Annotated in this window: 15 protein-coding genes; 8 read left to right on the top strand and 7 right to left on the bottom strand. The window is 59.2% G+C overall.

The genetic code is table 11. The features are described from left to right. Nucleotides 1-141 precede the first annotated feature (141 nt). The gene (locus G5182_RS05905) at nucleotides 142-1,338 is read left to right on the top strand and encodes a NupC/NupG family nucleoside CNT transporter (RefSeq protein ID WP_227341896.1); all 1,197 of its coding nucleotides are present in this window, start codon (nucleotides 142-144) and stop codon (nucleotides 1,336-1,338) included. Between the two features lie 101 nt (nucleotides 1,339-1,439). Here the strand turns inward: G5182_RS05905 and G5182_RS05910 are convergent, their stop codons facing one another. From G5182_RS05910 to G5182_RS05930, 5 genes are all read right to left on the bottom strand, one after another. After that, nucleotides 1,440-1,859, bottom strand: a complete 420-nt coding sequence (locus G5182_RS05910) for a DUF4426 domain-containing protein (RefSeq protein ID WP_005340339.1) — start codon at nucleotides 1,857-1,859, stop codon at nucleotides 1,440-1,442. 43 nt (nucleotides 1,860-1,902) lie between these two features. After that, entirely contained in the window at nucleotides 1,903-2,205 is a 303-nt protein-coding gene (gene yggU / locus G5182_RS05915; protein ID WP_005340341.1) for a DUF167 family protein YggU, read from the bottom strand. Further along, nucleotides 2,205-2,756: a YggT family protein gene (locus G5182_RS05920; protein ID WP_047436998.1), complete on the bottom strand. Its 552-nt coding sequence runs from the start codon at nucleotides 2,754-2,756 to the stop codon at nucleotides 2,205-2,207. The genes yggU and G5182_RS05920 overlap by 1 nt, the downstream gene beginning before the upstream one ends. An 11-nt stretch (nucleotides 2,757-2,767) precedes the next feature. Continuing rightward, entirely contained in the window at nucleotides 2,768-3,592 is an 825-nt protein-coding gene (proC, locus tag G5182_RS05925; RefSeq protein ID WP_201990756.1) for a pyrroline-5-carboxylate reductase, read from the bottom strand. 141 nt (nucleotides 3,593-3,733) lie between these two features. Then, on the bottom strand, nucleotides 3,734-4,435 hold the full coding sequence (locus G5182_RS05930) for a YggS family pyridoxal phosphate-dependent enzyme (protein ID WP_100654584.1): 702 nt from the start codon (nucleotides 4,433-4,435) through the stop codon (nucleotides 3,734-3,736). Between the two features lie 39 nt (nucleotides 4,436-4,474). Here G5182_RS05930 and tapT point away from each other — a divergent pair, with 39 nt between their 5' ends. From tapT to G5182_RS05950, 4 genes are all read left to right on the top strand, one after another. Then, nucleotides 4,475-5,509 carry a type IVa pilus ATPase TapT gene (tapT, locus tag G5182_RS05935; RefSeq protein WP_005340354.1) on the top strand — a complete coding sequence of 345 codons (1,035 nt, stop codon included), beginning with the start codon at nucleotides 4,475-4,477 and terminating at the stop codon, nucleotides 5,507-5,509. Nucleotides 5,510-5,537: 28 nt separating this feature from the next. Continuing rightward, nucleotides 5,538-6,647 carry a type IVa pilus ATPase TapU gene (gene tapU, locus G5182_RS05940; protein ID WP_227342977.1) on the top strand — a complete coding sequence of 370 codons (1,110 nt, stop codon included), beginning with the start codon at nucleotides 5,538-5,540 and terminating at the stop codon, nucleotides 6,645-6,647. Between the two features lie 47 nt (nucleotides 6,648-6,694). Then, nucleotides 6,695-7,468, top strand: coding sequence for a peroxide stress protein YaaA (gene yaaA, locus G5182_RS05945; RefSeq protein WP_201937767.1), 774 nt, complete (start codon nucleotides 6,695-6,697; stop codon nucleotides 7,466-7,468). Nucleotides 7,469-7,662: 194 nt separating this feature from the next. Then, entirely contained in the window at nucleotides 7,663-8,088 is a 426-nt protein-coding gene (locus G5182_RS05950) for a hypothetical protein (RefSeq protein WP_005340360.1), read from the top strand. A gap of 359 nt (nucleotides 8,089-8,447) precedes the next feature. Here G5182_RS05950 and G5182_RS05955 read toward each other — a convergent pair whose 3' ends face one another. Next, nucleotides 8,448-8,939, bottom strand: a complete 492-nt coding sequence (locus G5182_RS05955; protein ID WP_227341897.1) for a methylated-DNA--[protein]-cysteine S-methyltransferase — start codon at nucleotides 8,937-8,939, stop codon at nucleotides 8,448-8,450. A gap of 25 nt (nucleotides 8,940-8,964) precedes the next feature. Next, nucleotides 8,965-9,381, bottom strand: coding sequence for an alternative ribosome rescue aminoacyl-tRNA hydrolase ArfB (gene arfB / locus G5182_RS05960; RefSeq protein WP_139430011.1), 417 nt, complete (start codon nucleotides 9,379-9,381; stop codon nucleotides 8,965-8,967). 201 nt (nucleotides 9,382-9,582) lie between these two features. Between arfB and glnK the strand changes: the two genes are divergently transcribed. The 3 genes from glnK to G5182_RS05975 all read left to right on the top strand — a co-directional run bounded on the left by glnK (nucleotide 9,583) and on the right by G5182_RS05975 (nucleotide 12,852). Continuing rightward, entirely contained in the window at nucleotides 9,583-9,921 is a 339-nt protein-coding gene (gene glnK / locus G5182_RS05965; protein WP_005341406.1) for a P-II family nitrogen regulator, read from the top strand. A gap of 258 nt (nucleotides 9,922-10,179) precedes the next feature. Then, nucleotides 10,180-11,187, top strand: coding sequence for a Fe(3+) ABC transporter substrate-binding protein (locus G5182_RS05970; protein ID WP_021230948.1), 1,008 nt, complete (start codon nucleotides 10,180-10,182; stop codon nucleotides 11,185-11,187). A 39-nt stretch (nucleotides 11,188-11,226) separates the two neighbouring features. Further along, nucleotides 11,227-12,852, top strand: a complete 1,626-nt coding sequence (locus tag G5182_RS05975) for an ABC transporter permease (protein ID WP_421172264.1) — start codon at nucleotides 11,227-11,229, stop codon at nucleotides 12,850-12,852. The last annotated feature ends 59 nt before the right edge of the window (nucleotides 12,853-12,911 follow it).

Consider the following 12,911-nt stretch of genomic DNA (forward strand, 5'->3'; position numbering starts at 1 on the left):
ACCGAACCAAATCAGCCAGTTGGCGCAACCGATATCGTGCAAACGTTTTTTCTAACAGGCTTGTAACCAAGCGGACTTGCAGTGACGGGGTGAGAGGCGCAGAATCCGCGCCCATCTTTTGCCCCACCTGATGGAGTCCCTATGATTGCCCTGCTCGGCATCCTGAGTATCCTGGCGCTTGCCGTCATCTGCTCTGATAATCGTCGTCGTATCCCATTGCGAACAGTTGGTCTTGCCCTCTGTCTGCAAGTCATGTTTGCCGGTCTGGTGCTCTGGCTGCCTGCCGGTCAGCACGTGCTGAACGGGGTCAGCGAGAGCGTAAGCAGCGTGATCGGTTATGGTCAGGAGGGGATCGCCTTCCTGTTCGGCGATCTGGCCAAGTTCAAGCTGGGCTTCATCTTTGCCTTCAACGTGTTGCCGGTCATCATCTTCTTCTCCGCGGTGATCGCCATCCTCTACCACATCGGCATCATGCCGCGGGTGATCGCCCTGCTGGGTGGTGGCTTGCAGAAATTGCTGGGCACCGGCCGTGCCGAGAGCCTCTCCGCGACCGCCAACATCTTCGTCGGCATGGTGGAAGCGCCGCTGGTGGTCAAACCCTACCTCTCCAAGATGTCCGATTCCCAGTTCTTCGCGGTGATGAGCTGTGGTCTCGCTTCCGTCGCCGGTGGCACTCTGGTGGGCTATGCCAGCCTCGGGGTTGAGTTGAAATACCTGATCGCTGCCGCCTTCATGTCGGCCCCTGCCGGTCTGGCGATGGCCAAAATCCTGGTGCCGCCGGGAGCTGAAGAGGTCGATCACCATCAGGATGTTGAGATCCCCCGTGCCACCAACGTGATTGAAGCGGCGGCCGATGGCGCCATGTCCGGCCTCAATATTGCGGTGGCGGTCGGTGCGACCCTGCTGGCCTTCGTTGGTGTGATCGCCATGCTCAATGGCCTGCTCGGCTGGGCTGGCGGTCTGGCAGGGCTGGATCTGAGCTTCCAGATCATTCTGGGCTGGCTGTTTGCCCCCGTCTCCTGGCTGATCGGTGTGCCCTGGGATCAGGCACAAGCCGCTGGCGCCCTGATCGGTACCAAGATCGTGGTCAACGAGTTCGTCGCCTTTATCGGCCTGGTGCAGGATCAGACCCTGAGCGAGTCGAGCAAGGCCATCGTGACCTTCGCCCTGTGCGGCTTTGCCAACATCTCCTCCATGGCGATCCTGATCGGCGGTCTGGGCTCCATGGTGCCGGAGCGCAAATCCTTCATCGCCCGTTACGGCATGCGCGCCATTCTCTCCGGCGTGCTGGCGAACCTGATGAGCGCCTGTCTGGCCGGTCTGTTCCTCGCCCTGTAACAGTCGCGGTACGGAATAGATGTAACAAGGGCGCCCTGATGGCGCCCTTGTCATATGGATAAAATGAAGCCCCGGCCTTGGTCGGGGCTTCTTGTTGCTGCTCAGTCGACGTAGAAGGTCTGCTGGAAGCTGAGGTTCTGTTGCTGCCCACCGCCCATGATCTTCAGGGTGAACTGATAGGTATCTTCGTTGCGGTAGGGGAGGGTCGCCAGATAGTAGATGGCATCGCCCTCTTTTACCTCCTGAAAGTTCAGGGTGCGGATGGTGCCGGTCAGGTTCTTGGCCTCACCGGTGATCCCCACGGCTTGCGCCACTTTCTGCTTGTCCTGTACCGCGATATTGATGATGGCGTTGTAGCGACTGCGCTCCAGTCCATACGCTTTGGCGACCTCCGGTGTGAGGAAGCTGGAGTTGAAGGCGTTGTAGTGTACCAGCCAGGGCCCCAGCTCCTTCATCTGTTCTGCCTTGAGCGGCAGGGTCATCAGCAGTGCCAGCAGGCCACTCATCCAGGCTGTTTTCATCTGTCATCCCTCTCATATCTACGGTTGGCGCAGGCCGATTCATTCAACCTTGCGTGTCATTCAGCAGTGCACTCACTTCTTGCGGCAACTGTTTGGGACTGTCGATGGCGACGGTTTTGTGCCGTCCAAGCTCGCCCCGCACTATGGTGATCTGTCCCTTGGCCACCTTGAACTGCTTGGCCAGAAACTTGATCAGATGGCTGTTGGCTTGGCCATCGACGGGCGGCGCCGTGATGGCCACTTTCAGCTCTTCGCCATGCAATCCGATGATCTGATCCCGACTCGCCTTGGGCTGGATCACCAGATGCAGTACCAGTTCATCCCCTTGTTGCAGGACGGCTGGCATCAAATCATCCACCACAGCTGGCCAAACAGGTCACCCAGCAGGTAGTTGATGGCTTGCAGGCCGATAAAGGCGACCAGCACCGAGAGATCCAGCCCGCCCAGTGCCGGCAGTACGCGGCGGATAGGGGCGAGGAATGGCTCGGTCAGCTGATGCATCACGTATTCGATGGGGTTGCGGCCCTGGCTGACCCAGCTCAGGATGGCGCGGATCAGCAGTACCCAGAAGATCATCGAGCCGGCTTTCTTCAGCACGGTCAGCGCGGCAAACAGGCTGATGCTGAGCCAGTCCGCCAGCAGTACGTTCATGCTCTTGAGCAGGGCCAGCTTGGCGAAGGCGATGGCCAGCGCCAGCACCACGGAAGCGAGATCGATGCCGCCCAAGCCCGGGATAACGCGGCGCAGCGGGATCACCAGCGGATTGGTCAGCTTGACCACCATCTGGCTCATCGGGTTGTAGAAGTCAGCGCGGGCCCACTGCAGCCAGACGCGCAGCAGGATCACCATCAGGTAGAGATCGAAAACGGTGTTAATCAGAAAGTAAGCAGTGTTCATCTGGGCTCCTGTTAGAAGAGGGTTTCCATTTCGGTGGCACGAGCAACGGCCGCCTGCATGGCTTGCGCAGTCAGCGGCATCAGCCCCTGCTGCTGGAATGTCTTGATGGCTTCGGCTGTGGTGCCGCCCTTGCTGGTGACCTGCTCACGCAGGGTTTGCAGCGACAGCTCAGGGTTCTGCTCCACCATGGCGGCTGCGCCCAGCGCGGTCTGCTGCACCAGCAGGCGTGCCTGATCGGGCGAGAAACCCATCGCTTCGGCCTCTTCGGCGATGGCCTGCATAAAGAGGAAGAAGTAGGCCGGAGCACTGCCCGCCGCGGCGATGACGCCGTTGATGCCAGACTCCTGCTCCACCCAGAGGGTCTTGCCGACCGCCTGCATCATCTGCTCGGCAAACGCGCGATCACTGGCTCCAATATGCTCGGGGGCGTAGAGGCCGGTCATGCCCAGACCCAGCAGGGCAGGGGTATTGGGCATGGTGCGGATGATGCGGTCGTGGCCACCGGCCATCTCGCCAAGGCGCGCCACCTTGATACCGGCCGCGATGGAGATGAGCAGCTTGCCTTCAAGGGAGCCCAGCTCTTCAACCAGTGCTGCCAGCATGCCGGCCATCAGCTGCGGCTTGACTGCCAGCACGATCACTTCGGCGTCGCGGGCCGCCTCGGCATTACTCTGGGTGATGCGAATGCCATGTTCGCTCGCCAGCGTCTCCAGCTTGGGCAGACTGGGGTTGGCGGCCGTGATCTGCCCGGCGGGATAACCCGCCTTGACCAGTCCGGCGATGATGCTGCGGCTCATGTTGCCCGCGCCTATAAAGGCCAGCGTTCTATGCTGCATCAGATGCTCCTGTAGCACATGGGGTCGCGGCGGGGTTGGCGCTGCCTGCACCACCTGACGCCAGAATTCGGTGTTCCATCAAACGCTCCTGTTGATGAAGTCGGGCAAGAGGCGGACGTATGGGTTATCCGCTGGCCTTGCCTATGAGTAGTCACGGGCGCCGAAGATGGCGGTGCCGACCCGCACCATGGTGCTGCCGTGGGCGATCGCCAGTTCAAGATCCTCGGTCATGCCCATCGAGAGGGTATCCACCGTGGGGTATTGTCGCGCAAGCTCGGTGAACAGAGTCTGCATGCGGGTCATTTGGGCGGCCAGTACGCGCTCGTCACTGGTGTGCTCTGGAATGGCCATCAGTCCCCGCAGCACCAGTCGCTCACTTTGAGAGACCTGCTCGGCAAGGCGGAAAATCTCTTGTTCCGACGTTCCGGATTTGCTGCTCTCTCCGCTAATATTGATTTGCAGACAAACATTTAGCGGTGCCATTGTAGTTGGGCGCTGGTTGTTGAGCCGGTCGATCAGCTTGTCCCGATCCACGCTCTGCACCCAGTCGAACCGTTCGGCGACCAGTTTGGATTTGTTCGATTGCAAAGGGCCGATAAAGTGCCACTCTATGTCGCTATATTCCGGCTGCTGGCGCAAGGTATCGATCTTGGCCGCTGCTTCCTGAGCGTAGGATTCGCCAAAGCAGCGCTGACCTGCGGCATGGGCGGCCATGATGGCCTCGACCGGCTTGGTCTTGCTCACGGCCAGCAGGCGGATCTGCTGCAGGTTGCGGCTAGCCCGTTCGGCGGCCTGGGCAATACGTTCCTTTACCTGAAACAGGTGCTGGGCAATCTGGTTCATATTTCGTTAGTGATCTTGTGATGGGAGAATGACAAGTCTATGGATATCACAGAGTTATTGGCTTTCAGTGTAAAGCATAAAGCCTCGGATCTACACCTCTCGGCCGGGGTTCCCCCGATGATCAGGGTTGATGGTGAGGTTCGCAAGATCAATTTGCCCGCCCTGGAACACCGGGAAGTGCATGCCCTCATTTACGACATCATGAACGACCATCAGCGCAAGGAGCTGGAGGAGAACTTCGAGGTCGATTTCTCGTTCGAGGTGCCCAATCTGGCCCGTTTCCGGGTCAACGCCTTCCAGCAGGCGCGCGGTTCGGGCGCGGTATTTCGTACCATCCCCAGCACTGTGCTGAGCCTCGAAGATCTCGATGCGCCGGAGATCTTCCGCAAGATTGCCGAGTTCCCGCGGGGTCTGGTGTTGGTGACCGGCCCGACCGGTTCCGGTAAGTCGACCACCCTGGCGGCCATGGTCAACTACATCAACGAGAACTTCCATCACCACATCCTCACCATCGAGGACCCCATCGAATTCGTCCACGAGAACAAGCGCTGCCTGGTGAACCAGCGGGAAGTACACCGTGATACCAAGAGCTTCAGCAACGCCCTGCGCTCGGCACTGCGGGAAGACCCGGACATCATTCTGGTGGGCGAGATGCGCGACCTTGAGACCATTCGTCTGGCCATGACTGCCGCCGAAACCGGCCACTTGGTGTTTGGCACTCTGCACACCTCGTCGGCGGCCAAGACCATCGACCGTATCATCGACGTCTTCCCTGGTGCGGAGAAGGACATGGTACGCTCCATGCTCTCCGAATCCCTGCGGGCGGTCATCTCCCAGACCCTGCTCAAGCGCATTGGTGGCGGTCGGGTGGCAGCGCACGAGATCATGATGGGCATTCCGGCGGTGCGTAACCTCATTCGGGAGGACAAGATTGCCCAGCTTTACTCGGTGATCCAGACCGGGATGACCCACGGCATGCAGACCATGGATCAGAGCCTCAAGCAGCTGGTGAGTCGTGGCGTGGTGGCATCCCTCGATGCCAAGGCCAAGGCCGTTGATCCCAACAGCATTTAAGCGACTTGTACCCAGGGAGGGATAAATGATGAATCTGGATGATCTGCTGAGCGAGCTGGTCGAGCGAAAGGGATCGGATCTGTTTGTGACGGTGGGCTCGCCGCCCACCCTCAAGGTAAATGGCCATCTGGTGTCGCTGGGGGGAGACGCGCTCGACAAGAAAGGGGCGCTGACGCTGGTCAGGGATACCCTCAGCAGCGATCACTTCGAGCGCTATGTCCGCACCAAGGAGGCCAACTACGCGATTTACCGCGAGGCGCTGGGTCGCTTTCGGGTCAGCGCCTTCTGGCAGCAGGAGCTGCCCGGTATGGTGATTCGTCGTATCGAGACCCGCATTCCCACCTTTGAAGATCTGCAGCTCCCCAGGATCCTGCAGGAGGTGGCGATGGCCAAGCGCGGGCTGGTGCTGTTTGTCGGTGCCACCGGGGCGGGTAAATCGACCACTCAGGCGGCGATGATCGGCTATCGCAACCAGCATGCCGATGGTCATATCCTGACGGTGGAAGACCCGGTGGAGTTCGTCCATCAGCATGGCCGTAGCCTGGTGACCCAGCGGGAGGTGGGGATCGACACCGAGTCGTTCGATGTAGCACTGAAAAGCTCGCTGCGTCAGGCACCGGACGTGATCCTGATCGGCGAGATCCGAAGTCAGGAGACCATGGAGTTTGCCCTTCAGTTCGCCGAGACTGGCCATCTCTGTCTCGCCACTTTGCATGCCAACAACGCCAACCAGGCGCTGGATCGCATCCTCCATCTGGTGCCGCAGGAGAAACATCGCCAGTTTCTGTTCGATCTCTCCTTCAACCTCAGAGCCATTGTCGCCCAGCAACTGGTGCCGAGTGTCGATGGTTTGCGGCGCAGTGCGGCATTCGAGATCCTGCTCAATACCCCGCTCATCACCGACATCATCCGCAAGGGAGAGATGCACCGTCTCAAGGAGGTGATGACCAAATCTGCCGAACTGGGCATGCAGACCTTCGATCAGGCGCTTTTCAGCCTGTTCTGCGCCGGCCAGATTGGCTACAGTGAGGCCCTCGCCCATGCCGACTCGGCCAACGACCTGCGGCTGCTGATCAAGCTCTCCGGTCGCGAGCAGCTGGGGTCCGGCACACTGGAAAATGTGACGCTGGATGAATGAAACATGGGGCCGATCCGCTGTTCGGCCCCTCGCCAGAAAGGAACGTTATGCTGATTGTGGTTTCCCCGGCCAAGACGCTGGATTACGAGTCACCGCTGGTGACCCCCCGTTTCACCCAACCCGAGCTGCTGGATCACTCCGCCGAACTGATTCGCCGGGCCCGCCAACTGAGCCCTGACCAGATCGCCACTCTGATGAAGATCAGCGACAAGCTGGCCGGTCTCAATGCCGCCCGTTTTGCCGAGTGGCAGCCAGATTTCACCCCCGCCAATGCCCGTCAGGCGCTGCTGGCTTTCAAGGGGGATGTCTACACCGGTTTGGCGGTGGAGGATTTTAGCGAGGCCGATTTTGACTTCGCTCAGGCACACCTGCGGATGCTCTCCGGCCTCTACGGCGTGCTTCGCCCTCTCGACCTGATGATGCCCTATCGACTGGAGATGGGGACCAGGCTCAACAATAGTCGCGGCAAGGATCTCTACCAGTTCTGGGGGGAGGTGATCACTCACCATCTCAATGACGCGCTGGCTGCGCAGGGGGATGAAGTGCTGATCAATCTGGCCTCCGACGAGTATTTCAAGTCGGTACGACCCAAGAGCCTGAAAGGGCGGATTGTCACACCGGTGTTCAAGGATGAGAAGAACGGCCAGTTCAAGATCATCAGCTTCTACGCCAAGAAGGCGCGCGGCATGATGGCTCGCCACATCATCAAGCACCGTCTGACCGAGGTGGAGCAGCTGACCGGTTTCAACGCCGAGGGCTACTACTTTGTGCCGGAAGAGTCGGACGCCAATACCCTGATGTTTAAACGCGCCGAAAATTAATTACAAAAAGAGGGAACCAATCTTTCGACCCGCGGGTCTGAATATTTGAATCCTCTGTTGTAAGCACTTTTTATTCGCCGACGTTTGATACGTCGGCTTTTTTATTGCCGTTTTTATTGTCCATCGATTGCCTTCGCCGGGACTATGTGGTTCAGATAGACTCAAGACAGGGAGCGAGTTGTCGTGAGGTGAATATGGAACAGAAAAATGCCATTCGGCAGGTTGCCGTCCCTTGGGCTCCGTCCCGCCAGCTCCCGCCCGGTCTGGTTGTGGCCGAGTTGCATCAGGATCTCTGGAGCGACTCCCTGACCATCATGCTGGGGCGGGCGCGCAGCATCGATCTACCCCCGCAAATCCTCTGCAGGGTCTATTTTCGCCATATTTATGCCCTGCGGGTCATCGAGGATTGCGATCTGGCTGAGGGGAAGGATAGCCACGCCATCGAAGAGCAGATCCAGCTCATCACTCCATCCCGTTTTGCCAGCTGGTTCCATCAGGAGTCGGACGGCCTGCATCTGGATGAAGATCTGCAGCACTATCGCATCTCCACTTGGGATTACTGCGCCGATGTGCTGACCTCTTCTGCGCCAGAGCTGCAGTTCCTGCCCCAGAGCGAGTAGCCAGCGATAACGCCAGAGGCCAAGGGGGATCCTTCGCCTCTTGTCTTTGTGGAGGTGCAGAGCGTGCGATGCTCAGGTCACTCAGTCAGAGGGTGGCCTGTTGTGTTGCCACAAAAAAAGCGCCTCAGAGGAGGCGCGGGGAAAAAGACAGATTGGAAGCGTCACATGGGTGCTACTTGAATCAGCGAATGAGCCGTGCCATTCAAGTATGGAGCCATCATGCCAAGCTCAATCTGAAGTAGTTCTGAGGCGATTCTTCATCTTCTGTTCATCTTGTCAGCAAGGCGTGGCCACTGATTGAAAGCCTTTTCATTCTGGTCGCGATATTGTCCCGTTCCTCTCCGGGGACGCTCATTGTCTCATGGGGCCAGCTCGAATGTTGTGCCTGCCTGTTCCAGTGCCAGCAACCAGCGCTTGATGGGAATGCCGCCAGCATAGCCGGTTAGATCGCCGCTGCGTCCGATCACCCGATGGCAGGGTACTATGATGCTCAGCGGATTGCGGCCATTGGCAGCGCCTACTGCTCGCACTGCCTTGGGATTGCCGATAGCCTGGGCAATCTCGAGATAGCTCACGGTCTCGCCATAGGGGATATCACACAAAGCGTTCCACACCGTTTGCTGGAACGGGGTGCCCTTCGGTGCCATGGGCAGATCGAACTGCTGCAATTTTCCGGCAAAATAGGCGGTGAACTGCTCGACGAAAGGAGCAAGAGCCAGGTCATCACGCTGCCACTCATTGGTCGGAGTTACCGGCTGCTCCCCCCGCACGAACTCCACATAGCGCAGACCATCCTGATCGATGGCGACCAGCAGGGGGCCGCGGGCGCTGTCGCAAAAACTGTATCTCATCGGCTGACATCCTTTGGGGGCTGGCTCAGTCCAGAACCGGTTTGCCGCGGGCGGATTTGATATCCCCCTTGCGCTTTTTGGCATCGACCCGTTTGCGCTGGGAGCTGCGGGTCGGCTTGGTGGCATGGCGAGCCTTGGGGCGCCAGGCTGCTTTCTTCAGCAACTCCACCAGACGGTTCATCGCCTCCTTGCGGTTCATGTCCTGGCTGCGATGGCTCTCGACCCGGATCAGGATAAAGCCATCGTGTACCCTGCTGTCGCTCAGCTTGTCGAGACCCTCCTTGTAGAGGGGCGTCAGGCTGGGAGAGTTGCGGTAATCGAAGCGCAGCCAGACGGCGGAGTCGGTCTTGTTGACGTGCTGTCCACCGTTGCCCTGTGCCCGCATGGTCTGAAATTGCAGCTCATGCCAGGGAATCGTGACGCTGTTGGAGATAACTAACATGCTGTTTTGCTCTTGTTTGGTGCATACCCGCTGACCGCTGCAGCATGGTGCCTCATTATGGGGCGTGCTGGCCGGTTATGGGGATGTGCCTGACGAATGGCGCAGGCATTAAACTCTATCTATATGAAATAAAACAATAAAAATACTTGGCATAAGAATTGAAACCCGATTCATGACACACCATGGATTGGGAGCAACCAGATGAAGCTGATTAGTGCGATTATCAAACCGTTCAAGTTGGACGATGTCCGCGAGGCTATTGCCAACCTGGGGGTGGAAGGGCTGACCGTGTCCGAGGTCAAGGGATTTGGCCGCCAGAAGGGACACACCGAATTATACCGGGGAGCCGAGTATCAGGTCGACTTCCTGCCCAAGGTGAAGCTGGAGATTGCTACCGCCGATGATAACGTGGAAGGGGTGATCGAGGCGATCTGCAAGGCGGCCTATACCGGCAAGATCGGCGACGGCAAGATCTTTGTCTATGACTTGCTGCAGGCGGTGCGCATCCGCACCGGCGAAAGTGACGACGAGGCGCTGTGATGAACCGCATCCGTGACGTACAGATCTGTTGACCTCCCGATCTCGGGGAATCCCGATGGAGTGAGCGCTTATTGAAGCCTGATCAACATAACGTTTTGCTCAGAAGAGGCCGAATGGGATTCCATCCGGCCCTTTTCAATTATGGGCGATTAAATATGTGATGTGGCGACGGCGAGCTTTCTTGATCCGCTTATAAGATGTATGCAGAATGCAAACGGAAATCGTTATCACTATGTATAGCTAATCAAGGAATGGATGATGAAAATGAAGATGTTGGCACTGGCTTTCTCTGCGTTGGCAGCTCAGTCGGCATTGGCGGCCGGGGAAGTGAATGTCTACTCCAACCGGCAGGATGAGCTGATCAAGCCCATCATCCAGCAGTTCGAGAAGGAATCTGGCATCAAGGTGAACGTGGTGTTCGCCAAAGAGGGATTGAACGAGCGTCTGGAGCGGGAAGGCAAGCTCTCTCCGGCCGACCTGATGCTGACCGTCGATATCAGCCGTCTGACCGATCTGGTGGACAAGGGGCTGGTGCAGCCGGTAGACAGCAAGATCCTGCAGGAGAACATCCCCGCCATCTATCGTGATCCGGAGAATCGCTGGTTCGCCCTGACCACCCGGGTTCGCGCCATCTACTCCAGCAAGGATCGCCTCGGCAAGCTCGAGACCATCAGCTACGAAGACTTGGCCAAGCCTGAATTCAAAGGAAAAATCTGCACCCGCAGCGGCAAGCATGAGTACAATGTGGCGCTGGTCTCCTCCATGATTGCCCATCACGGTATGGCCGAGACCAAAACCTGGCTGGAAGGGGTCAAGGCCAACCTGGCGCGCAAGCCGCAGGGCAACGACCGGGATCAGGTCAAGGCGATCAAGGATGGTATCTGTGACGTGTCACTCGGCAACAGCTACTATCTGGGCGCCATGTTGAAAGATCCGGCGCAGAAGTCCTGGGCGGATGCGGTCTATATCAACTTCCCGAACCAGGCTGACCGCGGTGCCCACGTCAACGTGAGCGGCGTGGCCATGACCAAGTATGCCAAGAACAAGGCCGAGGCCCAGAAGCTGATGGAGTTTCTGGCTGGCGACACCGCCCAGCACATGTATGCGGACGTGAACGCCGAATATCCGGTCAAGGCCGGAGTCGAGCCTTCCGCCATGGTCAAGTCCTGGGGCAGTTTCAAGTCTGACGCACTACCGGTCAGCGATTACGCCAAGCACCGCAAGGACGCCTTGCAGTTGCTGGATGAAGTGAAGTTCGATTTGTAATCAGATGGGGCCAACGGCCCCATCAACATCTGTGGTCTCATGAAAAATTTTGGATGGATGACCGGCAGCTGGGCCATCGCCCTGCTGCTGGGTTTACCGGTTATAGCCCTGCTTTTCTCTGCCTTCTCGGCTGAGGGGGAGCTGTTTCGCCACCTCGCCGATACCGTGCTGCTCGATTATCTCGGTAATACCCTGGGGCTGGTGGTCGGCGTAGTATTGCTAAGCCTGCTGTTTGGCGTACCCACCGCCTGGCTGGTGGCCATGTGTCAGGTGCCGGGGCGCCGTGCCCTGCAGTGGGCCTTGATGCTGCCAATGGCCATGCCCTCCTATATCGTCGCCTACGTCTATACCGACTTGCTCGACTACTCGGGCCCGCTACAGGCCGGGTTGCGAGCACTCTTTGGCTGGAACAGCCCTGCCGATTACTGGTTTCCTGCCATTCGCTCCCTTGGTGGCGCCGCCTGGGTGCTGGCGCTGGTGCTGTTCCCCTATGTCTATCTGCTGACCCGCGCCTCTTTTCTCGAGCAGTCAGTCAGCCTGATCCACTCCAGCCGCCTGCTCGGCTGCACCCCGTGGCAGAGCTTTCGTCGCCTCAGTCTGCCGCTGGCGCGCCCCGCCATCATGGTGGCGGTATCGCTGCTGGCCATGGAGACGCTGGCAGATTTTGCCACCGTCCACTTCTTTGCCATCAACACCCTGACCACGGCGGTCTACGACACCTGGCTCGGCTACGGTAGTCTGGCCACCGCGGCCAAACTCTCCTGCCTGATGCTGCTGGCTGTGGTGCTGCTGATCGCGCTGGAGCGCCGCTCGCGCAGTCGGCAGCAGGTGTTCCAGAAGTCCATGGGCCATGAGCAGCCGCTGCGCTATCCGCTCAAGGGGATTGGCCGTTGGTTGGCCGGTCTCTGGTGCTGGGGGCTGGTGCTTGCCGGTTTCGGCCTGCCGTTCGTCATCCTGCTCGATTACGGGGTGCGCTACTTCGAGTTGTCGTGGACACCGGAGTTTGTCCGCTTCGCCGGCAACAGCTTGGCTATCTCGGCGCTAACCGCCCTGCTGGCGATGGGCATCGCCCTGCTGCTCGGCTTCTTCCGCCGCCTCGATGGCGGTATAAAGAGTCTGTTGCCCCTGCGCATCGCCGCCATGGGTTACGCCATGCCGGGCACCGTGCTCGCCATCGGGGTGCTGGTGCCGCTCACCGCCCTCGACTTTGCCATCAACGATCTGGCCGAGTGGCTCGGGCGTCAGGGGCCGGGCTTGCTGCTGACCGGCACCATTACCGCCATCGTGTTCGGCTATTTGGTGCGCTTCGTGGCCATCGCCATCGGCTCGGTGGAGAGCAGCATGGGCAAGATCTCCCCCAGTCTCGACATGGCAGCCCGCTCCTTGGGGCAGGGGGATGGCGGCATGCTGCGGCGGGTCCATCTGCCGCTGGTGCGCCGAGGTCTGTTTGCCGGTGCCATGCTGGTATTCATCGAATCCATGAAGGAGCTGCCCGCCGCCCTGCTGCTGCGGCCGTTCAACTTCGATACTCTGGCGACCCACGTCTACCAATTCGTCTCGGACGAGATGCTGGAGCGCGGCGCGCTGGGGGCCATCGTCATCGTGCTGGTGGGGCTGTTGCCGCTGATCTGGGTCAACCGCAGTCTGGACAGTCCGGGCCACTGAGTCGCCACGTCGGCCAATGAAATTGCATGCGGTGCGCTGAACCAAAAGGCTGCGCGCCG

Source organism: Aeromonas sp. 600948, from assembly GCF_049174875.1.
In the GTDB taxonomy this organism is placed as follows: domain Bacteria; phylum Pseudomonadota; class Gammaproteobacteria; order Enterobacterales; family Aeromonadaceae; genus Aeromonas; species Aeromonas veronii_A.

Excerpts from the sequence above, each read along its gene's own strand:
- G5182_RS05905 (WP_227341896.1), top strand. The coding sequence starts at position 142 with ATGATTGCCCTGCTCGGCATCCTGAGTATCCTGGCGCTTGCCGTCATC.
- G5182_RS05910 (WP_005340339.1), bottom strand. The coding sequence starts at position 1,859 with ATGAAAACAGCCTGGATGAGTGGCCTGCTGGCACTGCTGATGACCCTG.
- yggU (WP_005340341.1), bottom strand. The coding sequence starts at position 2,205 with ATGCCAGCCGTCCTGCAACAAGGGGATGAACTGGTACTGCATCTGGTG.
- G5182_RS05920 (WP_047436998.1), bottom strand. The coding sequence starts at position 2,756 with ATGAACACTGCTTACTTTCTGATTAACACCGTTTTCGATCTCTACCTG.
- proC (WP_201990756.1), bottom strand. The coding sequence starts at position 3,592 with ATGCAGCATAGAACGCTGGCCTTTATAGGCGCGGGCAACATGAGCCGC.
- G5182_RS05930 (WP_100654584.1), bottom strand. The coding sequence starts at position 4,435 with ATGAACCAGATTGCCCAGCACCTGTTTCAGGTAAAGGAACGTATTGCC.
- tapT (WP_005340354.1), top strand. The coding sequence starts at position 4,475 with ATGGATATCACAGAGTTATTGGCTTTCAGTGTAAAGCATAAAGCCTCG.
- tapU (WP_227342977.1), top strand. The coding sequence starts at position 5,538 with ATGAATCTGGATGATCTGCTGAGCGAGCTGGTCGAGCGAAAGGGATCG.
- yaaA (WP_201937767.1), top strand. The coding sequence starts at position 6,695 with ATGCTGATTGTGGTTTCCCCGGCCAAGACGCTGGATTACGAGTCACCG.
- G5182_RS05950 (WP_005340360.1), top strand. The coding sequence starts at position 7,663 with ATGGAACAGAAAAATGCCATTCGGCAGGTTGCCGTCCCTTGGGCTCCG.
- G5182_RS05955 (WP_227341897.1), bottom strand. The coding sequence starts at position 8,939 with ATGAGATACAGTTTTTGCGACAGCGCCCGCGGCCCCCTGCTGGTCGCC.
- arfB (WP_139430011.1), bottom strand. The coding sequence starts at position 9,381 with ATGTTAGTTATCTCCAACAGCGTCACGATTCCCTGGCATGAGCTGCAA.
- glnK (WP_005341406.1), top strand. The coding sequence starts at position 9,583 with ATGAAGCTGATTAGTGCGATTATCAAACCGTTCAAGTTGGACGATGTC.
- G5182_RS05970 (WP_021230948.1), top strand. The coding sequence starts at position 10,180 with ATGAAAATGAAGATGTTGGCACTGGCTTTCTCTGCGTTGGCAGCTCAG.
- G5182_RS05975 (WP_421172264.1), top strand. The coding sequence starts at position 11,227 with ATGAAAAATTTTGGATGGATGACCGGCAGCTGGGCCATCGCCCTGCTG.